This window comes from Noviherbaspirillum malthae, from assembly GCF_015352985.1.
Lineage (GTDB): Bacteria > Pseudomonadota > Gammaproteobacteria > Burkholderiales > Burkholderiaceae_D > Noviherbaspirillum > Noviherbaspirillum malthae.
In genome coordinates this window covers 74,192-96,623 of record NZ_JACYXF010000006.1, presented here as the reverse complement: position 1 = coordinate 96,623, position 22,432 = coordinate 74,192, and the positions used below count along the sequence as shown (strand labels likewise).

Annotated in this window: 19 protein-coding genes; 8 read left to right on the top strand and 11 right to left on the bottom strand. The window is 60.4% G+C overall.

What is annotated here, in order from left to right; genetic code table 11:
• From IGW03_RS11380 to IGW03_RS11360, 5 genes are all read right to left on the bottom strand, one after another.
• The gene (locus IGW03_RS11380) at positions 1-1,005 is read right to left on the bottom strand and encodes a Bug family tripartite tricarboxylate transporter substrate binding protein (protein WP_194722678.1); all 1,005 of its coding nucleotides are present in this window, start codon (positions 1,003-1,005) and stop codon (positions 1-3) included.
• Between the two features lie 292 nt (positions 1,006-1,297).
• Positions 1,298-2,260, bottom strand: coding sequence for a LysR family transcriptional regulator (locus tag IGW03_RS11375; RefSeq protein ID WP_194722677.1), 963 nt, complete (start codon positions 2,258-2,260; stop codon positions 1,298-1,300).
• Between the two features lie 246 nt (positions 2,261-2,506).
• On the bottom strand, positions 2,507-3,172 hold the full coding sequence (gene leuD / locus IGW03_RS11370; RefSeq protein WP_194722676.1) for a 3-isopropylmalate dehydratase small subunit: 666 nt from the start codon (positions 3,170-3,172) through the stop codon (positions 2,507-2,509).
• 7 nt (positions 3,173-3,179) lie between these two features.
• Entirely contained in the window at positions 3,180-4,607 is a 1,428-nt protein-coding gene (leuC, locus tag IGW03_RS11365) for a 3-isopropylmalate dehydratase large subunit (RefSeq protein ID WP_194722675.1), read from the bottom strand.
• A 49-nt stretch (positions 4,608-4,656) separates the two neighbouring features.
• Entirely contained in the window at positions 4,657-5,754 is a 1,098-nt protein-coding gene (locus tag IGW03_RS11360) for a porin (protein WP_194722674.1), read from the bottom strand.
• A 93-nt stretch (positions 5,755-5,847) separates the two neighbouring features.
• Here IGW03_RS11360 and IGW03_RS11355 point away from each other — a divergent pair, with 93 nt between their 5' ends.
• A complete protein-coding gene (locus tag IGW03_RS11355; RefSeq protein WP_194722673.1) occupies positions 5,848-6,111 on the top strand; it encodes a hypothetical protein in 264 nt (87 codons plus the stop codon).
• A gap of 56 nt (positions 6,112-6,167) precedes the next feature.
• Here IGW03_RS11355 and IGW03_RS11350 read toward each other — a convergent pair whose 3' ends face one another.
• Together IGW03_RS11350 and IGW03_RS11345 are read right to left on the bottom strand one after the other, a co-directional pair.
• Entirely contained in the window at positions 6,168-7,196 is a 1,029-nt protein-coding gene (locus IGW03_RS11350; protein ID WP_194722672.1) for a Bug family tripartite tricarboxylate transporter substrate binding protein, read from the bottom strand.
• 81 nt (positions 7,197-7,277) lie between these two features.
• Complete coding sequence (locus IGW03_RS11345) at positions 7,278-8,852, bottom strand: UbiD family decarboxylase (RefSeq protein WP_228535358.1); 1,575 nt, start codon at positions 8,850-8,852, stop codon at positions 7,278-7,280.
• A 312-nt stretch (positions 8,853-9,164) separates the two neighbouring features.
• Between IGW03_RS11345 and IGW03_RS11340 the strand changes: the two genes are divergently transcribed.
• Positions 9,165-9,770, top strand: coding sequence for a UbiX family flavin prenyltransferase (locus tag IGW03_RS11340; protein WP_194722670.1), 606 nt, complete (start codon positions 9,165-9,167; stop codon positions 9,768-9,770).
• A gap of 114 nt (positions 9,771-9,884) precedes the next feature.
• Here the strand turns inward: IGW03_RS11340 and IGW03_RS11335 are convergent, their stop codons facing one another.
• Positions 9,885-11,072 (bottom strand): FAD-dependent monooxygenase, encoded by a 1,188-nt coding sequence (locus IGW03_RS11335; RefSeq protein WP_194722669.1) that lies wholly within the window; start codon positions 11,070-11,072, stop codon positions 9,885-9,887.
• 95 nt (positions 11,073-11,167) lie between these two features.
• On the bottom strand, positions 11,168-12,136 hold the full coding sequence (locus IGW03_RS11330; RefSeq protein ID WP_194722668.1) for a Bug family tripartite tricarboxylate transporter substrate binding protein: 969 nt from the start codon (positions 12,134-12,136) through the stop codon (positions 11,168-11,170).
• A gap of 221 nt (positions 12,137-12,357) precedes the next feature.
• Between IGW03_RS11330 and IGW03_RS11325 the strand changes: the two genes are divergently transcribed.
• Complete coding sequence (locus IGW03_RS11325; RefSeq protein ID WP_194722667.1) at positions 12,358-13,164, top strand: IclR family transcriptional regulator; 807 nt, start codon at positions 12,358-12,360, stop codon at positions 13,162-13,164.
• An 8-nt stretch (positions 13,165-13,172) separates the two neighbouring features.
• Here the strand turns inward: IGW03_RS11325 and IGW03_RS11320 are convergent, their stop codons facing one another.
• Positions 13,173-14,096, bottom strand: coding sequence for a LysR family transcriptional regulator (locus IGW03_RS11320; RefSeq protein WP_194722666.1), 924 nt, complete (start codon positions 14,094-14,096; stop codon positions 13,173-13,175).
• 149 nt (positions 14,097-14,245) lie between these two features.
• Here IGW03_RS11320 and IGW03_RS11315 point away from each other — a divergent pair, with 149 nt between their 5' ends.
• The 3 genes from IGW03_RS11315 (at position 14,246) to IGW03_RS38885 (ending at position 17,882) form a co-directional block, all read left to right on the top strand.
• Positions 14,246-14,647, top strand: coding sequence for a RidA family protein (locus tag IGW03_RS11315; protein WP_194722665.1), 402 nt, complete (start codon positions 14,246-14,248; stop codon positions 14,645-14,647).
• Between the two features lie 210 nt (positions 14,648-14,857).
• Positions 14,858-15,496 (top strand): LysE family translocator, encoded by a 639-nt coding sequence (locus IGW03_RS11310; RefSeq protein WP_194722664.1) that lies wholly within the window; start codon positions 14,858-14,860, stop codon positions 15,494-15,496.
• A gap of 274 nt (positions 15,497-15,770) precedes the next feature.
• Positions 15,771-17,882 (top strand): hybrid sensor histidine kinase/response regulator, encoded by a 2,112-nt coding sequence (locus tag IGW03_RS38885; RefSeq protein ID WP_194722663.1) that lies wholly within the window; start codon positions 15,771-15,773, stop codon positions 17,880-17,882.
• Positions 17,883-18,034: 152 nt separating this feature from the next.
• Here the strand turns inward: IGW03_RS38885 and IGW03_RS11300 are convergent, their stop codons facing one another.
• On the bottom strand, positions 18,035-18,391 hold the full coding sequence (locus IGW03_RS11300; protein ID WP_194722662.1) for a DUF4148 domain-containing protein: 357 nt from the start codon (positions 18,389-18,391) through the stop codon (positions 18,035-18,037).
• 696 nt (positions 18,392-19,087) lie between these two features.
• Between IGW03_RS11300 and IGW03_RS11295 the strand changes: the two genes are divergently transcribed.
• Together IGW03_RS11295 and IGW03_RS11290 are read left to right on the top strand one after the other, a co-directional pair.
• Positions 19,088-20,338, top strand: a complete 1,251-nt coding sequence (locus IGW03_RS11295; RefSeq protein ID WP_194722661.1) for a putative Na+/H+ antiporter — start codon at positions 19,088-19,090, stop codon at positions 20,336-20,338.
• 472 nt (positions 20,339-20,810) lie between these two features.
• Positions 20,811-22,334 (top strand): BCCT family transporter, encoded by a 1,524-nt coding sequence (locus IGW03_RS11290; protein ID WP_194722660.1) that lies wholly within the window; start codon positions 20,811-20,813, stop codon positions 22,332-22,334.
• The last annotated feature ends 98 nt before the right edge of the window (positions 22,335-22,432 follow it).

Sequence of the window (22,432 nt, the reverse complement as noted above, 5' to 3'; positions counted from 1 at the left end):
TTATTCAACGACCGGATTGACCTTCTTCACCAGACGGGTCCACTTCGCCAGTTCTGCTTCGATATCGCGCTTGAAAGCGTCGGGCGAACTTTTTACGGGATCGAGGCCGGTCGCTTCGATTTCGCGCTGCAGCGCAGGGTCGTTTTCAGCCGCTTGCATCGCATCGGTCAACACCTTCAGCGCATCGGCCGGCGTGCCTGCGGGCGCCATGAGTCCGACCCAGGAGTAGGCCTCGAAGTCTCCGCCGATCACTTCCCTGACCGTGGGCACGTTGGGCAATTGCGGTGCGCGGGTCTTGCCGGTGGTGGCCAGCACCTTCACGCGGTCGGTCTTGATGAACGACGATACGGTGGGAATGGTTTCCAGCGTCAGGTCGACCTGTCCGCCCAGCAGATCGTTGAGCGCCGGTGCACCGCCCTTGTAGGGCACATGCAGCATGTTGATCTTCGCCTCGTCGTTGAACCACTCGGCCACGAGATGGGTAATGGAGCCGTTGCCTGCGGAGCCGTAGGACATCTGCTGCGTCTTCGCCAGGGCGATGAAATCCTTGAGATTCTCAGCCTTGATGTTGCCGCGCGCGGTCAGCACGATGGGGCTGCGCGCCACCATCGCCAGGGGAGCGAACGATGTGATCGGCGCGTAGCTCAGCTTGGGATACAGTGCCGGCGCCACGCCGACGCTGCTGGTGCTTGCCCACAGCAGCGTATAGCCGTCGGCCTTGGCGCGCGCGACATAGGCCGAACCCGTCGTGCCGCCGGCGCCCGGCCTGTTTTCAATGATCACGGGCTGCTTGAGCCGTGCGCTCAGCGCCTTGCCGATCAGGCGGGCGCTGCTGTCGGTAGGACCGCCGGGCGCGAAAGGAACGACGATGGTGACGGTGCGTGCGGGATACGACTGAGCGACCGCAGACGGCGCGGCGATGCAGGTCATCGCAGCCAGCGTCAGGGCAGTCAGGGTACTGATCGATTTCAGCGAGCGAGCGATGTGCGAGGAATTCTTCATCATGCTGGAACGTATTGGCGGAACCGCATTGCCCGGAATGGCAACGGCTTGGTTGACGCTTAATATAAAGAACCTCGTTTGTTTGCAGAAGCAAAAAGAATTTATCGTCTTATAGAGAAATGCGAACAATGAAGACGGCCAGTCGCATTCATGGCGGCTCGGCAGTGCTGCGGTGGGTAAAAGGCAGGACGGTTAAAAAGCAGAAAAGGCGCGCACGCCGGCACGCCTCTTGAAGACAACCAACGGCACGCCTCAGGCATGGGGAATCCGTGCAGGAATTAGACAGGAATTGCGCTCAGGCAGCTTCGCTCTTGCGACGCGTGCCGGCACGCTTGCTGCGCTGCGCGAGGCTCTTTTCGAATTCCTGCGCCACTTCGCGGAAGGTATCGGAGAACTGCTCGATGATGTCGATGTTGCCGCGCCCGGAGCGGGTAATGCAGTAGAAAGCCAGTTCCAGCAAGGGCTGCACCTTGTCGAGGCGTACGCGGAAGCGCTGGCAGGTGGCCTCGGAGAACGACGGCACGATGGCCACGCCGAATCCGGCTTCAGCCATGGAAATGGCCGTCTCAAGGTGACTGACGATGGTGCGCTTGCCTGTCGTTACCCGCTCGCGCGACAGATTCTCCTCAACCAGGCGCTGGATGGGATTGTCCTTCGGAAAGGAGATCATTGGCACGTCCTGCAACGCTTTCCAGGTGACGTCGCAGGATGAGAAATCCGGCCACTCGCGCTCCTCGGTCAGGGGCGAGGCGATCACGAAATGCGTGGGAAAGATCGGCGTGCGTTCGATGCCCGACGCCTTGTCGAAAAAGGCGCCGAATGCCGCATCCAGTTCGCCGTCTTCGACCAGGCGCAGCAGGTCGCCGGGCGGCCTGTCGCTGACTTCCACATGCACGTCGGCATGGTTTTTGAGGAAACGCTTGAGCACTGTCGGCACGATGCTGACCGCCACGTGAGGCGTCACGCCGATGCGCAGGATGCGTCGCTCCTCGCGCCCCATCTTCGCCAGTTCCAGCGCAGAGTTTTCCAGCACCTGCACGATATGCATGGCCGTCGGCAGAAAAAAACGGCCGGCTTCGGTCAGGCTGACGGTGCGCGTAGTACGGTCGAGAAGGCGGCACTGGAGCTGGGTTTCCAGCTCGCGGATGATGGCCGACAAGGCGGCCTGGCTGAGGTGCAGGCGCTGTGCGGTCTTGGTGAAGCTGGAACTGTCCGCCACGCCAAGAAACACCTTCAATTGTCTGAGTGAGAGGTTCATAGCCGGATTACCTGAAACGTGCGCGGTGCGTGAGCGATCGGACACCCCGCATGCCTTGGCAATCAGGCAACAAGCGAGAGCGTATGGCGGATGCAGCCGGACAATGCATGAATGCTCGCAACGAAAACGAAGACAGCATTCATTGTAATGAAGCTTCCCGGCGATTGCATTGGCGCATCAGGACACAAGCTGGATGTAACGCAAGCAAACATCGCCTGCGCCCCCTGCATGCGGCTGGACTGCCTGTTAGCTGCCGTCAGGACCGGCGTCGACAGGAACGGCGAGCCATGGGCAGCGGGCATGTCGCTGCTGCTCGAACGTCCTGATGGCTTCCTGATGCTGAAGCGTCAGGCCGATCTCGTCCAGGCCATTGACAAGATTATGCTTGATGAACGGCGCGATCTCGAACGGATATATCCGTCCCGCCTCGTCCGCGACCGTTTGCAACGGCAGGTCTACCTTCAGCCTGTAACCAGGTGTGGCGACTGCTGCCGCGAACAGCGCATCGACTTGCCGCTCCGGCAGGGTGATGGCAAGGATGCCGTTCTTGTAGCAGTTCTGCCGAAAGATGTCGGCAAAGCTGATGCCGATCAGTACCCGGAAACCATATTGCGAAATCGCCCACGGCGCATGCTCGCGGGAACTGCCGCAGCCGAAGTTGCGCCGGACCAGCAGGATGCTGGCGCCGTGGTACCGGGACTGATTGAGCACGAAGTCGGGATTGTGCGGGCGCGCCGCATTGTCCATGCCAGGTTCGCCGATATCGGTATAGCGCCAGGCATCGAACAGATTCAGGCCGAAACCCGTGCGCGCCACCGACTTCATGAACTGCTTCGGAATGATGGCATCGGTATCGACATTGTCGCGGTCCAGCGGGGCCGCCAGTCCGGTCAGGGTTTCAAACTTGTCCATGATCTCTCTACGAGTCCCCTGCCAGGCAGCGCCTGACGTCAATGAAGCGCCCCGCCATCGCGGCGGCGGCGGCCATGGCCGGACTGACAAGATGACTGCGCCCGCCTGCGCCCTGCCGCCCTTCGAAATTGCGGTTCGAGGTCGATGCGCAGCGCTCCTGCGGCGCAAGTCTGTCGTCGTTCATCGCCAGGCACATCGAGCAGCCCGGTTCGCGCCATTCGAAGCCGGCCTCGGTGAAAATCCGATCCAGTCCTTCCTGCTCCGCCTGCGCCTTGACCAGGCCGGAGCCGGGTACCACCAGCGCAAGCTTCACATGGCCGTCAATGCGGCCGCTCATGCGCCGCACGATGTCGGCCGCGATGCGCAGATCCTCGATGCGGCTATTGGTGCAGGACCCGATGAATACCTTGTCGATGCCGATATCGTGAATTCTTTGCCCGGCCGTAAGGCCCATATAGGCTAGCGCGCTTTCCAGCATCCGCCGGCGTGAGGGATCCGTCTCTTCCGCCGGATCGGGCACGCTGCCGTCGATGCCGGTCACCATCTCCGGCGAAGTGCCCCAGGTGACTTGCGGAATGACCGCTTCGCCATCGATCTCGATCTCGCTGTCGAAATGCGCGCCGGGGTCGGAGACGAGACTGCGCCACTCGGCCACGGCGGCATCCCAATGGCGGCTTTGGGGGGCAAACGGCTTGCCGCGCAGGTATTCGATGGTCAGGTCATCGACTGCGACCAGCCCGGAACGCGCACCGGCTTCAATAGCCATGTTGCACAAGGTCATGCGCGCCTCCATCGAGAGACTGCGTATCGCCGGTCCCGCGAATTCAATGGTGTACCCCGTGCCCCCGGCCGTGCCGATACGGCCGATGATGGCCAGAGCGAGATCCTTCGCGGAACAGCCGTGAGCCAGCTTCCCGGAGACGCTGACACGCATGTTCCTGCTTTTCTTCAGCGCCAGGGTCTGCGTCGCCAGCACATGCTCGACCTCTGAGGTACCGACGCCGAACGCCAGCGCGCCGAGGGCGCCGTGCGTGCTGGTATGGGAATCGCCGCAAACCACGGTCATGCCCGGCAGGGTCAGTCCCTGTTCCGGCGCGATCACATGCACGATGCCCTGGCGCCGGTCTAGCATCCGGAACTGCGGTATCCGGTTGCGGTCGCAGTTGTCAGCCAGCCGCTCCACCTGCGCGCGGGACAGCGGATCGCGTATGCCGCCCGCGCGGCCTGAGGTGGGAACGTTGTGGTCGCAGACGCCGAAGTTTGCCATCGGCCGCCATACCGGCCGGCCGGATTCGGCCAGTCCTTCAAAAGCTTGAGGACTGGTCACTTCATACACGAGATGCCTGTCCACATAAAGCAGCGCCGTGCCATCGCTTTCGGTGCGAACGACATGGTCGTCCCATAGCTTGTCGTAGAGTGTGCGCGGTGCGTTCATGCTGGAGCAGGCGTCAATGGATTACAAATTGCGGATTGCGGATTGCGGATCAGAAGCGGTGCATGATGCCGGACACGACACCGGTCTGGTTTTCACCCGGAACGGCCGGCGTGCTGTTGGCGACACCTTGGGCGCTTGCGCCGTCGTTCTTCACATACGCCATGTTCAGGTAAAGCTGGGTGCGCTTGGACAGATCGTAGTAGAGCGAGGTGCCCAGCAGCGTGGCCTTGTTCGGGGAACCGCTCTGCGTGGCGCGCGACAGCTGCGCGGCGAGGCCGAGCTGGCCTGTGATCCCCTGCTTGAAACCGACCCAGTAAATGTGACTTGTCGTATCGATGGCCGGCACATCGTTCTCGCGGCGCACGACGCCGGCATACAGCTTGGTGCGGGTGCTTGCAATGTCATAGATACCGGCCAGCAGATAGCGGCGATCCGCTTCGGATGCGGTCGCTGCGGTCACGCCCTGCTGCTGGTCATAGCCGAAGGCAACGCTCACCGGTCCCGCTGCGTAATTCAGGCTGGCGCCCATCTGGCGGCCGATACGCGAATTGCCGGGGACTTCGCTCTGGCTGCCTGCCGGCGTGCCGGTGAGCGCGTCACGGCCGAAGCTGTACAGCAGCGAGCCCGACAGCGGGCCTGCCTTGTAGCTGTACTTGATCGAGTTGTCGGGACGCTGGGTGAAGAAGGCATTGTCGTGCGCGGTGACGCCATAGGTGGCCAGCGGCAGCGGATCGTAGACCAGGATCAGATCGAAGATCGTGTTTCTCTGACGCCCCGCCAGCACGGTGCCCCACGGGCTTTCCACGCCGACCACCGAGGCGCGTCCGAACAAACGTCCGCTCTGCAGGATATTGCCGGTATCGGGACTGAAGCCGTTCTCCAGATTGAACACCGCTTTCACGCCGCCGCCCAGGTCTTCAGTGCCGCGCAGGCCCCAGCGCGAGGCGAGCTGGTTGCTGCCGTTGAGACGCGTCAGGTTCTCTTTTCTTCCTCCGGCGGCAACGCCGTGGGTGTACTCGATACCCGCATCGACGATGCCGTAGATGGTGACATTGGTCGTGCTCTGCGCCAGTGCCGACTGTGTCGACAGCGCAAGGCCGATCGTCATGCATCCGGCAAGGCCGAGCTTCTGCATTGATTGGGACATTTGTTCCTCCAATAGAATAATTTTGGTGCCGCGTAGCGGGTTCGACATGCAGCCCTCATGACACAGCGAAGGCACGAACGATGAGGAATATAGTTGACTGCCCTGTCATACAGAAGCAAAAAGATTCTATTAATTAATCATGAAAACCGAACAGTCGAGAAAGCTTCATTGCAGTTCTACGAATCTCTCTTCACATGGATGCAGAAGCCCGGATTGCCATATTGGCCTTTCATACTTGGGAATTTTCATGGTCGTGATCGAGCCCAGGACAGCAGCGTAAAAAGCGAAAAGCAAAATGCCGATGAAGCGCGTGGCATGGCCCCGTGCTTCATCGGCAAGAAAACTACCAATACTTAAAATTGTTAACCTACTTTAAATGGCAGCGTCAATACCGCTGCGCATGCCGCCAACAGTTACTGCGGCTCGATCCCGGCATCTTTCATCACCTTCGCGAAATCGCGCAGCTCGTTGCGAATGCGCGTGCCCAGCTGTTCGGGCGTGCTCGGCAGCACTTCCGCTCCGAGGTTGGCCGCCAGCTCCAGCAGCTTCGGCGATTTCTGCACTTCCTTGATTTCCCTGTTCAGCCGGTCGACGATAGGCTTGGGCAAGCCGGCAGGCGCGACCAGGCCGAACCAGACTTCCAGCGAGAAGCCCGGATAAGTCTCGGCAATCGTCGGCAATCCCGGCGCGGCCTTCTCGGTGCGCTCCTCGGCGGTGGAGGCGAGCGCCCGCAGCTTTCCCTGCCGCACATAGGGCAAGGCCGAAGCGCCGCCCTCGAACATCATGTGCACCCTGCCTCCGAGCACATCTGTGATGGCAGGAGCGCTGCCCTTGTAGGAAACCTGAAGAAGATCCACGCCGGCCTTGTTCTCGAACATCACCGAAGCCAGGTGCGTCGATGTGCCCTCGCCGATGGTCGCCACCGAATAGAAGTCCGGTTTGGCCTTGGCCAGCGCGATCAATTCCTTGACCGATTTGGCCTCGACCGAGGGATGAACCACCAGGTAGAGCGGCGACGAGAACAGCATGGAGATCGGCGTGAAATCCTTCACCGGATCGTAGGGCAGTTTCTTGCGGGCGATGGAATTGAGCACCAGGCCCGACTGCGTTCCCATGAACAGAGTGTAGCCGTCGGCGGGCGACTTCGCCGCGGCGGCTGCGCCGATGGCCTGGCTCGCACCCGGCATGTTCTCGATGACGACCGGCTGGCCCAGCCGCTCGGCGAGCCCCTGTCCGACTGCGCGCGCAAACGAGTCGCCGAGGCCGCCGGGCGAATAGGGAACGATGAATTTGATCGGGCGATTCGGATAGCCGGCGGCACCGCCCTGTGTCTGTGCCTGGGCCTGCGGAACCATGCATGCTGAACCGAATGCGAACACCATCGCTGCGGCACTCGTTCCCGCCAAGAGTTTGCGGCGTGTTTTCGATGTCGTGGTTGCCAATTTTGTCTCCTCTAAAGATATTGCATCTGTATTTGCATTTACGTTTGCATTCCGCAGTCTTCTCTTCTCGCTGCCGTACGCTCAGCCGAAGAAATAGCGGCCTTCCTCGTCACGCGCAATCGTGCGCGTTGCACCGGTGTCTTCCAGCCAGCGCACGATCTCCCTGCCGTCTCGCGTGCCGGTCGACGTCATCAGCTGTTCGAAACTCTTCGGGCCGTCTTCGAGCGCCGCTTCAAGCGAATCGAAACGGCGGCCCTCGAACGCAGGCGGTGCGGGAACGCGATGCTCGATGGAGCGAGTCATGCCGGGGCGAAGGAAAGGCAGGGTCAGGTCGAAACCGGCCTTGGCCGTATGGTGCGAACCGCCAAGCGAAGGATCGAGCGGCATGGCGCGCATGCGGTCCTGCAATACCAGGTCGCGGTCGGCCTGGAAGCGTGTCGCCAATGCCCATTCCATCTGCTCGTCAGAGAAGATGTCGATATCAGGATCGACCACGAAGACATGCTTCACATTGGCCAGACAGGAAAAGACCGCCGCAATGGCATTGCGCGCTTCGCCGGGAACACGCTGCTGCATCGCAATGCGGACGTTGAACATGCCGCCTGTCGCGGCATTGGCATACACCGCCTTCACTTCACGTACTGCAACCTCCAGCGCGCGCCAGACGGTCGCTTCGGTGCGCAGCGCACAGAGCTGCGAGGTATCGGTCCTGGCCATGGTGCGGCCGCTGATGGTGGCTGTCTGGAAGATCGGATTGCGGCGATGGGTAATGGCGGTCAGATGGAACACCGGGTTCTTCTTGACGCCGCCGTAATAACCCAGGAATTCACCGTACGGTCCTTCGGGTTCGACATGCCCGTGTTCATCCAGGTAGCCTTCGAGGATGAATTGCGCGTCGGCCGGCACCATCAGATCGTTGGTGACGCACTTGACCACGCCCAGCGGTGCGTCGCGCAGCGAAGCGATCAGCGCGAGTTCATCGGTAGGAATGCGCATCGTCGCTGCCACGTGATCGATGGGATGCGTGCCGACCGCGAAAGCGATGGGCAGTCTCTCGCCGCGGCTGGCATGCTCGATATAGATGGCGCGCAGGTCTGACGGGGCTACCAGGTCGACGCCTGCCGTGCGGCGGCCGCGCAGCATCAGGCGGCGCACGCCGACATTGGTCCAGCCGGTATTGGGATCGACAACGAAATCGATCGATGCGGAAATGTAGGGCGCGCCGTCGAGTCCATGCTGAAGATGCACCGGCAGCTTCGTGAAGTCGCATTCGTCGCCTGTCAGCACGACCTGCTGCACGGGCGCCGCGCTGCGCGGAACCTCGACCACTTCGCCCTTCTTGCGCAGGCGCTTCAGCACTTCTCCCAGCAGATTCTCGGGAGTCGTATTGAATGCCTTGGCGAGGCGGCTGCGGCTTGCCGCGACGTTTCCTGCCAGGGGAATGCTCTCGCCGGCCGGTTGGCGAAACAGCACGGCTTGTGGATTGCCTTCAAGCATGGAGGCGACGGCTGCCAAGTCCACCGGACCGTCGATGCTGGAGAATTCCTCGCTGCCGAGTGCGTCCAGGAAACGGCGCAGATCGAATTGCTCGAGGTCGACCGCCGCTGCGTCTCCCTTTTCCTTGGCTACGCCGGACAAGACAGGTACTGAACTCAATTGCATCTCCATGTTGTTGATTGACTCGCCGATTGACACAAATGCACGCGCATGCAACGTCGGGAAATGCGGCGCGCAAGTCGTGAAAGATGTAAATCTAATCGAGACCCAAACGGAAAAGAAGCAACAATATTTGATCGAGTCATTCAAATAAGTGAACAATCAAAAAGCCCTGCGGCGGCACTCCAAATCGCGCAAACCCTCTGGTAATATGCGTGGCAACTTGCAGCCCGATAACAGAGGGCTGGCCCCGCAATCAGCGCCATCGTTCCCGGCGCGAGACGACAAAACCGACTGGATTGGAGACTTCGAATGAGTGCTGATGCGCCAACCCGCCCGCGCATGGTTGTAGGAATCAGCGGCGCTTCCGGCATCATCTACGGCATACGCATGCTGCAGGTGCTTCGCGAACTCGATATCGAGTCGCACCTGATCATGAGCCGTTCCGCGCAGATCACGCTCACCCACGAGTCCGACATGAGCCTGGCCGAGGTGAAGGCGCTGGCCGATGTCAATTATTCGAACAACGACATCGGCGCGGCCATCTCCAGCGGCTCGTTCAAGGTGTCCGGCATGGTGGTGGCGCCCTGCTCGATCAAGACGCTCTCCGAAATCGCCACCGGCGTCACCAGCAGCCTGCTGTCGCGCGCGGCCGATGTGAATCTGAAGGAACGCAGGCGCCTCGTGCTGATGGTGAGGGAAACGCCTTTGCATCTCGGGCATATCCGCAGCATGGCAACGGTCACGGAAGCGGGAGCCATCGTCTATCCGCCGGTGCCGGCCTTCTATGCAAGGCCGGCTTCGCTTGAAGAGATGGTCGATCACACCGTGGGCCGGGTACTCGATTTGTTCGGATTCGATTCGGGCGGCGTCAAGCGATGGGATCCGAAGACAAGCCGGCAGGAGCCGCAGGAATAGCGACATGGATACGGCGGCGCATCTGCGCGCTTGCCATCATCTTCATGCCATGAACCGGTGAACGCGCTTTCGCGCATTCACCGGTTCATGGCATTTCTGCTTCCCGCAAACGATTCAGGCAAGTTCGACAGGCGCGGTAACGGCGTCGTAGCCGTAGATCCAGTCCACCGGCAGAGGCGGAGGCGGCGGCACCATCTGGTTGTTGAGGAACTGCTGCCGCGCCTGCAGCTGCACGCGGCTCGCCCGCGGCTGGCGCTGCGTCTCATATGCCGACAGCGCAGCCGCGATATCGGAGCGGCCCGCATCGAGATGGCGCGCCAGCGCATAGCCGTCTTCCATCGAGATGGCCGCGCCCTGCGCCAATGTGGGCATCATCGGATGGGCGGCATCGCCCAGCAGGGCTATGTGTCCCGACACCCAATGCGCCAGCGGGTCGCGGTCGTAGATGCCCCATTTATAGGTTTCGGCCGCGCGCGACATGACCTCGAGCATGCCCGGATGCCAGCCTGAATAGGCATCGAGCATTTCATCAATGGCACTCGGTACGGCCCAGGCTTCATCGGCCCATTGCTGCGACACTCTTCCCGCGAAGATATTGAGCAGCTCGCCACCGCGCAGCGGATAGAACAGCACATGCCCTGTCGGTCCGAGCCAGCCGGTATATTCGCTTCCATCGAGCGGCACCGGCAGCTTGCCGGCCGCCTTGCGCAACTCTTCCATCGGCAGAATGAGGCGCCAGCAGATCTGGTTGGTAAAGCGGGCTTCACTCCTGCCGAAGACTTGCGTGCGCACCGCCGAATGGATGCCATCCGCGCCGATGACGGCATCGCCTTCCACTTCCTCGCCATTGGCAAGCCTGAGCACGGCGCCGCTTGCGGTATTGGCAACGCTCACGCATTCGGCGCCGGTATGGATTGCATCGTCCGGCACCAGCGACAGCAGGAGCCTGTGCAGATCGGCCCTGTGCGCCGTGTGGTAGCTCGCGCCGTACACCTCTTGCATGCGTCCTCTGAACGGCTCGCGTGCGCGCACCGTACCGTCATCCCATTTCAGCGACAGGCGCACCTCGGGTTCCGATGCAATCCGCCTGAAGCGGTCCTCGAGTCCCAGCGCCCGGATCACTTTCACTGCATTCGGCGCCATCTGCAATCCGGCGCCGACTTCTCCAAGCTGCGCAGCGCGTTCGTAGACGGCGACCTCGAAGCCCTCCATCCGGCACAGTGCTGCGGCGGCGGTCAATCCGCCGATGCCGGCGCCCACGATTACGATGCGCTGCCTGCGGCGCGCCCTGCTTGTCTCCATGCATCTTCTCCGTGTATTCATGTCCGGCAAAGCGGTGTCGCTTTCCGTATCGTTCCGCCAAGCGATGTGCCGTTCCTTGCGCCTGTGCGGCGGATTCATTCGAGCGAAATATTCCCTGCCTTGATGATTCTTTCCCAAGCCGCCCTGTTCTCGTCGAGAAATTTCTTGAATGCGTTCGGATCACCGGTAAAGAGATCAATGCCCTGCTCGGTGTAGCGATGGACGACGTTCGGCTTTTGCATCGCCTTGTTGATTTCCGCATTCAGCAGCGACACGATGGGTGCGGGCGTGCCGGCCGGGGCGAGAACGCCCAGCCATGCCACTGCCTGGTAATCCTTGATGCCGGCCTCCTGTACCGTCGGCACGTCGGGGAGCACCGATACGCGCCTGGTGCCGGTGACGGCAAGCACATTCAGTTTTCCGGCCTGCAGATAAGGCAAGGCCCCTTGCAGGTCGCTGGCGAGAAGCTCGGTTTCGCCCGAAAGTACGGAGGTGATGGCGGGCGCATATCCCTTGTAAGGAACATGCACCATCTTGACGGCGGCTCTCTGCGTCAATCCTTCGACGGCCAGATGCGAGAAGCTGCCCAGCCCGACCGACGCATAACTGATTTTCTCCGGGTTGCGCCGCGCATAGGCAATCAGCTCGCCGAAATTTTTCACCGGCAGCGAGGGATGCGTAATGATGGCCCCCGGAAGCGTCAATGCGAGAGCAACGGGAGTCAGGTCCTTCTCGGCGTCATAGGGCAGCTTCTTGTAGAGCGCGCCGTTGGTCGACACATTGGTGCTGCCCATCAGCAGCGTGTAACCGTCGGCAGGCGCTTTTGCGACTGCCTGCGTTCCGATGATTGCCGCCCCGCCCGGACGGTTTTCAACCAGCACCGGCTGACCGAAGCGCGCGGAGAGCTCCGCGGCAATCAGGCGCGCAGTGCCGTCGGCGATGCCGCCCGGCGCAAACGGCACGATGATCTTTACGGGCCTTTCCGGATATGCCGCCCGGGCCGGCGCTGCATGCAGGACAGCCACCGGAATTAAAGCTGCGCACAGCTTGAACAGTTTCCTCATTGCGTCTCCTTTTACCTGCCTTCGGCTGACCGGTCTTGCCCGGCAAGCACGGCGATTCCGGGACTGACCCTGCCGGCAGTCAGTGTGCTTGATCGATGCTTGCTCGAATGCGATCAACGACCTACAAATTTATACTATGTATAATTTAATGTGATATTGTATAATCAGTATAGAGGAGCCAAAAATCCCCGTCAATGCGGGATCACTATTTGCCGACCGACATGAAAACGCCAGCCGAAAAACGCGAACCTCGCCGGATCAAGACAATTGAAGTGGGATTCCGCATCCTGCGCGTGCTGGAACAGGAGCAGCGCAAGCTTCCTTTGAAGGACATCGCCGCCCGCGTCGGAATGCCTGCAAGCAATGCGTATCTCTACCTGATGAGCTTTGTGCACGAAGGCATGGTGGAACAGGATGCGGCGACCGGCCATTACAGCCTGGGCGCCTTTGCCATCCAGCTGGGGGCGGCGTCGCTGCGCCAGTCCAGCCTGATCGAAATCGCCAAGGATCTTCTGACCGGCCTGAGGAACGACACGCGCAACTCGGTGTATCTGTCGGTATGGGGCAACCGTGGGCCAACCATCGTCTTCAAGATCGACGGCGATGAATACGGGCCTCTCGGCATTCGCGTCGGCCATGTGCTGCCCCTGCTGGGCACAGCCACCGGCCGGGTCTTTCTTTCCTATATCGACGACGATCTGACTCGCTCCCTGGTGGAGCAGGAACGTGCCTCCAGCATCGGCCTTGCCGGCACCGTTGACGAGCGCATACGCGGTGCGGTCGTGAGCGATATCGCCGCCAAGGTCAAGACGGATGGCTATGCCCATACCGACGCCGCACTAAGCGGAGGCTATGCCGCATCGGCGGCGCCGGTGTTCGACCAGAGCGGAGATATCTGTGCGGCGATCACCATCCTGCGGCCCGAGTCCGGCTTGTCCCTGCCGGCCGACCGCGTCAATTCCCGCCTGGTGGAAACCGCGCGCGCATTGTCAATCAAGCTCGGCTGGGCGGCCCAAGCCGTTGCATGACGCAGGCGTCAGCGACGTTTGCCTGGAACAGGCGCATGGTGCGCCATCAGTTCGACGATCCAGTCGATAAACACGCGCAGCTTGATGCTGACGTGGCGGTTCGGCGGATACGCCACGTAAAGCGGCATCGGATCGAGGTGCCAGTCTTCAAACAAGGGCAACAACTCGCCGCGCTCCACGTGGGCTTTGGACATGTAATCCGGCAGCCAGAGCACTCCCAGGCCCGCCAGGCCGGCCTCGAGATAGGCGTTGCCGTCGTCGACCGCCAGCACGTAACGGCCCTGCACAGTCACCCTTTCGTCGTCGCGGCGCATGGCGAACTGCAAGGGCCTGCCGATGCGCGACCATAGAAAACCCACGATGCGGTGGTGCGTATGCTCGAGGTCGCGCGGGTGCGAAGGCGTGCCGGCGCGTTCCAGATAGCTCGGCGCCGCGAACACCCGGAGCTGAAGTTCGCCGACGCGACGCGCCATCAACGACTGATCCGTCAGTTCGCCGCCGCGAACGACGCAGTCCACATTTTCGCCGAGCAGATCCACGGGACGGTCGCTGACTCCCATGTCGAGCTGAATGTCCGGAAACTTCGCATGAAAAGCGGGCAATGCCGGTACCAGAATCATGCGGGCCAGCGGGCTGGGTACATCCACACGCAGCCGCCCCATGGGTACTCCCGACGCATTGGGCAGACTGGTTTCTGCATCGTGCAGTTCGGCCAGCAATCTTACGACCCGCTCGTAATAGGCGGCGCCGTCGGCGGTCAGGCTGATCTTGCGGGTAGTGCGGTTGAGCAGCTTCACGCGCAGCCGCGCCTCCAGCTGCTGCACCAGTTGCGTCACGGTGGTCCTGCTCATATGAAGCGTCAGCGCCGCCTTGGTGAAGCTGCCGGCTTCCACCACCCGGGCAAAGGCTTGCATTGCATCGAAACGATCCATCTTCACTCTGTGTGCTGTTCGGATTGTTTGGATTATACAAATAGTGATGGCCGGAGTTGCCCGTTTATCAGCAGTGCAACGGGGACTAAAGTCTCCCTGGAGTTAACGGCAGCTGTATCGCCCTTTCAAACTTTTAAAGGAGAAAATCAATGACGAAAGCAACTCGCGATGTGGTTTTTCCGCCCGGACGCCAGGCGCTGTATGAACGCAACCGTTATTCGCCGGCCATCCGGTCCAACGGCTTCCTGTATGTGTCCGGCCAGGTCGGCAGCCGCGAGGACGGTTCACCCGAACCCGATCTGGAAGCGCAGGTTCGAATCGCATTCGCCAACCTGAACGCGATCCTGGCCGCCGCAGGCTGTACCTTTGATGACGTGGTCGACGTCACCGTGTTCATGGTCGATCCGGAATCCACGTTTGAAAGGATCTGGAAGGTAGTGCCGGAGTATTGGGGCAATGCGCCCCACCCCACGCTAACCGCTGTCGGCGTAACCTGGCTCTATGGTTTCCAGTTCGAGATCAAGGTGATCGCAAAGCTTCCTGGGGAATAGGCAGTTTCCGGAGCCCGGCCTCCATGCATCAAAGCCGATGACATCAAAGCCGATAAGAGTCTCTGTTATTTCCTTTCGTGGCTGCCCGCCCCTGTCAATTCGATAATAGGGATACCTTCTTCCACTCCCCATGGCCCGTTGAAATCCGACGTTTTTAAAACCTTGTTATCATGCCCATTTGCTTGCTGCTCAACATTGGAGGAGTTGGTTATGGTCCCGGTAAACGACTGGCTGCTGTTCACGGGTGCGGCCATGCTGATGGCGCTGACGCCGGGGCCGAACATGGTCTATCTGATCTCGCGCTCCATCTCCCAGGGCAAGCAGGCCGGGATCATTTCGCTGTTCGGCGTGGTCGCCGGCTTCCTCGTCCACATGTTCGCAGCAGCGGCCGGCCTGACGGCTCTGTTTTTGGCCATACCCTTCGCCTATGAAGTGCTCAAGTGGGCGGGAGCAGCCTACCTGCTGTACCTGGCATGGCAATCCGCCAGACCCGGGGCGCGCTCGCCGTTCGAGGCACGCCTGCTTCCCGTCGATCCGCCGCATCGCCTGTTCCTGATGGGCTTCATCACCAACCTGCTGAATCCGAAGATCGCTTTTTTCTATCTATCGATCTTTCCGCAGTTCGTCGCGCCGGAACACGGCTCCGTCTTCGTCCAGAGCATCCAGCTGGGCTTCACGCACATCGCCGCCAGCGTTTCGGTCAACCTGACCATTGCGCTATCGGCCGCCACGCTTGCGGCATGGTTCGCCAAACGTCCTCAGTGGCTGGTCGTTCAGCGCTACCTCATGGGTTCGGTGCTGGCTGCACTGGCGGTCAAGATGGCGCTCGAGCCGCGCAGGCCGGCTTGACCGATTGATTGCTCCAAACCTTTGCGGCCGGGAAGCTGAGCAGCCGAAATCCACTCATGCGGCCATGTGACCATCATCGATGAACGTTACGTAGATGATATCCCGATGAAAGCGCGGGCATGCCTGGACTTATTCTGCTGCAGACGGGCAGGACAAGTACAATTGCAAAAAATTTAATCAAGTAAGTCTAATGCGCTTTCGAAGCCAACTGCTCCTGCTGCTGCTTTCCGTGCTTGTTCCGGCGTTCCTGGCGTCGGGGTGGAGCATTTGGTATGTGTATAGCGACGAACAGCAGGCCCAGGAAAAAAGCCTGCTCGAAGCCGCCCGCAGCTTTGCAATGATCGTCGACAACGACCTGCGCATCAGGGAGGCGACCCTTCGCACGCTCGCCAACTCGACCGTGCTTGAGAGCGGTAATATCAAGTCATTCTATGAATTTGCGAAGGCAATGGCGCCCACGCCGGAATCGACCATCGTCCTCAGGCACGCATCGGGCCAGCAGCTGTTGAACACGCGGCGTCCTTATGGCGAAGCACTTCCGTCAAAAGCGGCGTCCAGCCTTGCGGAGCTGCGGAACGTCTACGGTCCGAACGACACCGTCGTTTCGGACCTGTTTCTCGGAAAGGTCGCCAAGCGGCTCGACTTTGCAATCCAGGTACCCGTCAAGCATAACCCTCATTCCAACGCCTTCCTGGAAATGGGAGTCAATGTGTCGGAGCTGCAGACCATTCTTCAGCAGCAGCGTTTTCCGGCAACCTGGATCACCACCATCGTCGACAGAAAGGGAGTCGTGCTTGCGCGTTCGCACGATCCCGAGCGCTTCGTCGGGAAGGCCGTCAGCGAGCGGTCGCAGAAGATCCTGCAATCATCTCGCAATGGGGTCTACCACAGCGTTACGCTGGATGAGATACCGGTCAAGGCCTATTACAGCCGGGTGCCGCTTGCGGACTGGAGCGTGTTCATCAGCATTCCGGAATCCGATGTGCGCCGAACCGCGGTGCAGGCCGCCTCCTTTCTCGGGACGTCTTCGATCGTGCTGCTAGCGGTGGCGTTGCTTGCCGCGAGCTGGCTGGCGCGAAGAACCATCAAGCCGATCGAAGACCTGGGCTCGGCAGCCGAGAGAATGGGCAGGAACGAGGATTTAAGCTATACGCCCTTCGGCATCCGCGAAATTGATACGGTCGCGCGGCAGATGGCGGAGGCCAGCACACAAATCCGGCAAGCGACCGCCAAGCTGGAACAGCAGGTGGCGGAAGCGGTGATCAAGGCCGAACGCGCGGAACGCGCCCTGCAGCATAGCCAGAAGCTGGAAGCGCTGGGTCGGCTCACCGGCGGCATCGCGCACGAATTCAATAACGTTCTGCAGACCATCTCCAGCGCAGTGCAATTGGCGAAGCTGGTACCCAAGCCGGAACATGTGGTGCCGCTGATGGAAAAGTGCAGCATGGCGGTCGAACGCGCCACGGCGTTAACCGGTCAGCTCAGCGCGTTCGGCCGGGCCCAGGAAGCGAAGTTGACGACAGTCGTTCTGAACCGGCAGATCGAAGAGTTCAAGGACCTGGTAAAAGGCGTCCTGCCCAGCAATATCGAATTCAAGGTCAGGCTTTCGGACGTCTCATGGCCGGTGACGGTGGATACGCTTCAGTTCGAACTGGCATTCCTGAACGTGGTGATCAATGCACGGGATGCCATGCCGAACGGCGGAGTGCTGACAGTCGAAACCGGCAACGAGCACATGGCGCAGCCTCCCGGGGGCCTGCCGCCGGGTGAATATGTCCGTATTCGGATCAGCGATACCGGCACGGGCATGTCTGCGGAAGTGATGGCCAAGGCTTTCGAACCCTTCTATACAACGAAGCCGGTCGGCAAGGGTACCGGCCTCGGGCTGGCGCAAGTGTACGGGTTCGCGCGCCAGTCCCATGGCGCGCTTGTTCTTCACAGCGTTGAAGGCGAAGGCACGACAGTAGAATTTTATCTGCCCAGATCGTCCGCTCAAGCGGGCGGCATCGATGGCGCATCGCAAGAGCAGGAACGCAGCGCTACGGCAACCGGCACTCTCCTCTTTGTCGAAGACGACACGCTGGTGAAGGAAACGATGGTGCCTGCCCTGAAGGGTGCAGGACTTGAGGTGATCGCCGCATCGAATGCGGAAGAAGCACTGGCGATTCTTGAGTCCGGCATGGAAGTGCACAGCGTTCTTTCGGATGTCATGATGCCGGGGAAAACCAACGGCGTTGGTCTTGCCAAAGTCATTCTCGAGAAGTGGAGTTCGACCAGGGTCATTCTGGCTACCGGCTACAGCGATACCAGAATTGATCTTCCCGGAGTCAAGGTCGTCGCAAAGCCGTATCAGGTGGCCGATATCGTCAGGATGCTGAAGGATTAGCATTGCGCAGCATCCTCGTCGAGTCCTGCATCGGCAAGCAGCATCTTTAATCTGTTATGCCAATCCCAAGCCATGGCATGGCTTGGGATTGGTGCGAGGTGTTTCGGGCGCCCTTCGACGAGCGGCGCCCGGCAGTGGCTGCGCAACGATGCTTATCTCCCGCTGCTCGCCAGCGCGTCGGCAACGCCGGCATGCCGCATGACAGGGTATTCCGTATCGAAGTCGTTTCGCGCATAGGTTCCATCGGCTTTCGCCTGCTCCAGTTCGGCGAGCACTTCGCTGCGGGATTTGACTGATTTGAAATTGCGGTCGGGCGCCGGATATTCATGGTTCGAAACCACATACTCGCCGCTTGCCTTGCTTGCGTCGAGTTCGGCCATGACTTCGGCACGGGTTTTGGTCGACTGGAATCCCGAGAAATCCACATAGGGATAGGTGCTCTGCTGTGCCCAAGCGGAGCCTGTGCTGCCGAGTACGGCGAGAGTGGCGATGATTGTCTGGATACGCATGTTTGTTCTCCTGAAAACAAGATTGATAAAAGGTTTGTGATGGCGAGTGCCGCATGTGAATGCCGGATGCAGCCAACAATTTGACGAGCGTGTGATTGGGCTCGGGAGGTATTCAGCACGGGGTGTGCCAGCATGGCGACGGCACTGCCATGAGCCGGCCAAGGGCTTGAAAACAAAGGCTTTATCTTCATCGCGAACGAAGGCGGCGCGGCAAAGCCCCCGCCATGTGTTCGATGCGGGCAGACACCCGGCGGCGCTGCATTCACGACGATCCGACACCGGTGCGCGATCAAGGACGGCTTTGTCCGATCTGCCGAAAAGCCATCCGCTGGAAATTTCCCGGGCAGGTTCGAATCGAGCAATCCTGCCTGACTCGCGTTGACAAGGTATACTTGCGTTCGGGTGCTCACACTTCCGTGTGTGGCAGGTCAATGCGACGGTCGGGCCGCCTCGCGGATCTGTGACGTCCAAATGAACGCACCCGCACTCCATGCAATCGCTCAGGCCGCAGCTATAGGCCGTCCCGCTTTCCGGCGGCATTCTCATTCCCCGTCTCGCTTGGGCCGTGCCCCTCCGAAGCACGGCGCAGACGGCGACGCGATCCCGCTCAAGACACCAGCCTTTCCGGGCAACGATCAACCATTCGCCGCGTTTCAATCCATGGAAACGACTTGCGAAAAAAACAAAGACCAACCGATGACAGACATCAATCTCATTGCAGCCCTTCTTTTCGGCCTTGCTCTCGTCCACACGTTCGCCGCGAAATCCTTCGAACGCATTGCCGACAGGAGTACCAGGCACGCAGGCCTGTTTCATTTACTGGGTGAAATCGAAGTGGTGTTCGGATTATGGGCGTTCATTTTCATTTCGATCATGGCGTTCGTGTCGGGAGGCGACCGCGCCATCGAGTATCTGGAATCCCGGCATTACACCGAACCCCTGTTCGTCTTCGTCATCATGGTCGTGGCAGCGTCGAGACCTGTGCTGGAGGCAGTCAGGTCGCTCATCGATTCGGCAGCCAGACTGGCGCCGATGAACACCCTCTTGGCTCAGGTATGGCTTTGCTTCGCCCTGGTGCCCTTGATCGGTTCATTGATTACCGAACCGGCAGCAATGACCCTGGCTGCATTGATGCTGGCGCCGATGGTATTCCACCCCGGCATGCCGGAACGGCTCAAGTATTGCGCGCTCGGTGTCCTGTTCGTCAACGTTTCCATCGGAGGCACACTGACTTCCTTTGCCGCGCCGCCGGTATTGATGGTGGCCGCCACATGGCAGTGGGATACGGCCTTCATGGCGTCGACATTCGGCTGGAAGTCCGCTGCAGCAGTCGTCATCAATGCGACAGGCATCGCCTGGCTTCTGCGCAAGCACCTGAAGAGCCCCGTCGCTGAGGCGAACGGCACTCTGCGGCAACGCGTTCCCCTGGTCGTGATGCTGATCCATCTGCTTTTTCTCGGCGCGGTCGTGGTATTTGCGCACCATCCGGTGGTGTTCCTCGGGGTGTTCTTGTTTTTCCTTGGCTATACCCAGGCCTATTCGAATTATCAGAACCCCTTGATTCTCAAGGAAGGCTTGCTCGTCGGCTTTTTCCTCGCCGGCCTGGTCGTTCTCGGCGGCATGCAGCAATGGTGGCTCCAGCCCATCGTATCCAGCCTCGAGCCCACGGCATTGTTCTTCAGCGCTCTCGGATTGACCGCCATCACGGACAATGCCGCCCTGACTTATCTGGGATCGTTGATTCAAGGCATTTCCGACGAGTCGAAATACATGCTTGTTGCAGGTGCGGTTGCAGGAGGCGGTCTTACCGTGATCGCGAATGCTCCCAATCCTGCAGGAGTCGCTCTGCTCCGCGATGGTTTCAAGGACGGCAGCATCGGAATCGGGGGCCTGCTTGCCGGGGCCCTTGTGCCTACGGTGATTGCAGCAGCGTTTTTTCTGCTTTGATGAGCCTGCAACATTGCGCGGCCCTGAAGCCTGTACAAATTCGCAATGTCCAGTGCTTAAGTTTCACATAAGGGAATCGCGGTACAGTCTCGGCCTTGATTTCAAGAGAGGAAATTGGCGCCGTTTGACGTATGCAAGCGCTTAGAGCGCCAGCTCATTCCGTGCAGGCATTGCTGCCTGGCCGATACATTAAAGCTACCGGATAAAGCGCTCGCAGAGCGTTTTACCTTTGGTGGCTGTCAAGCGCATTGCCCTTCAAGCCGCTCTCCACATTGAAGAAGAAGGAGCGACAGAAGCGCTATGCCGCGGGCATCAGCCATGCATTCCAGCCATTACGGCTCATGGAGATGCAGGCTACTTCCCACTCATCCGATCCGGGCGCCGCAGCGTGCGCCGGGGCCGCAATCCATATCCGCATCAATGTAACCGGCTGCGATGCAATGCGCGGTTCCCATTCGCTACAGGAGAATTCATGCAACTCATCTTTTCCGTCGGATTGATCTTTGCCATTGTGGCGTGGGGGATCATTTCGCCTACCTCCCTCGCCTCCGTGTTCGACACGGCGCTCGCGTCGATTACGAAAAATTTCGGATGGCTCTATCTCTGGGCCGTTCTAGCGCTCGTCATATTCGCGTTCTACCTGGCGTTCAGCCGCTATGGCAGCCTCAAGCTGGGAGACGATGAAGACGAGCCCGAATTTTCCCTGGGCGCCTGGTTCGCCATGCTCTTCGCCGCCGGCATGGGAATCGGACTTGTATTCTGGGGCGTGGCAGAGCCGATATCGCATTACAACGCGGCGCCGCCCGGCCTGGTGTCAGCCACGCCGGAAGCCGCCAATGCAGCTGTCCGCTACAGCTTTTTCCACTGGGGCCTGCATCCCTGGTCGGTGTACAGCATCGTCGCGCTGTCGATCGCCTTCTTCCAGTACCGGCGCCGACGTCCCGCGCTGATCAGTGAATCCACCAGCGCATTGCCATGGCGCCCGGTGCAGCGCCTGTCCGGCCTGTTCGACAGCCTGGCTGTCATCGCAACGGCGTTTGGCGTGGCCGCTTCGCTCGGCATGGGGGCCCTGCAAATCAACAGCGGCCTGCAGGTGGTATTCGGGCTTCCAATCAGCAAGGCAGCACAGGTAAGCATCATCATCGTGACCACTGCCCTGTTCATTGCCTCTGCAGTCTCCGGAGTCACCAAAGGCGTCAAATGGCTGTCGAATTTCAACATGATCGTGGCTGCGGCATTGACACTGGCTGTCTTCCTGCTCGGGCCTACCGTCGCCATCATCGATACCTTCACCAATACCCTGGGCACCTACCTCAGTGAATTCGTGCGCATGAGCCTGCGCATGACGCCCTTCCGCGAGAGCAGCTGGGTCGGCGGCTGGACGGTGTTCTATTGGGCCTGGTGGGTCTCATGGTCGCCGTTCGTAGGCTTGTTCATTGCACGCGTTTCGCGCGGACGCACCATCCGCGAATTCGTGTTCGGTACCGTGCTCGCACCTTCGCTTCTTGCATTCATCTGGTTCTCGGTGTTCGGCGGGACGGCGCTTCACATGGAGATCTGGCAGCACGTACCGATCGCCGCCGCAGTGAAGCAAGACGTGTCCACGGCGCTGTTCAACATGCTGGGCGCCATGCCGATGGGTTTGGCGATGTCGGTCGTCGCCACGCTGCTGGTGCTGATATTTTTCGTGACATCCGGCGACTCGGCAACGCTGGTGCTGGGAACGATGAGCACGCGCGGCAACCCTGATCCTTCAGCGCGGATCAAGATAGTCTGGGGCTCACTGGTGGCCGGCATCGCAATCAGCCTGCTGCTGGCCGGCGGCATCAAGGCGGTGCAAACGGCTACCATCGTCTTCGCGCTTCCGTTTACGCTGGTGATTCTGCTGATGGTTGTGTCGCTGTGGCGCGGAATCCGCGAAGACTGGCAGGAAGAACAGCAAAGGGAGCGAGACATGCGTCAGCGGCTGCGCAAGCTGATGGCACAGGGAAGTTAGTGTGGAAGGCGGCTGTATATGGCCGCTCCAGCCATGCTCCTGCAGCTTGCATCACGCATGCTGCAAGCCGCAGGAAACGCGCTGTCCGCTGCAAAACA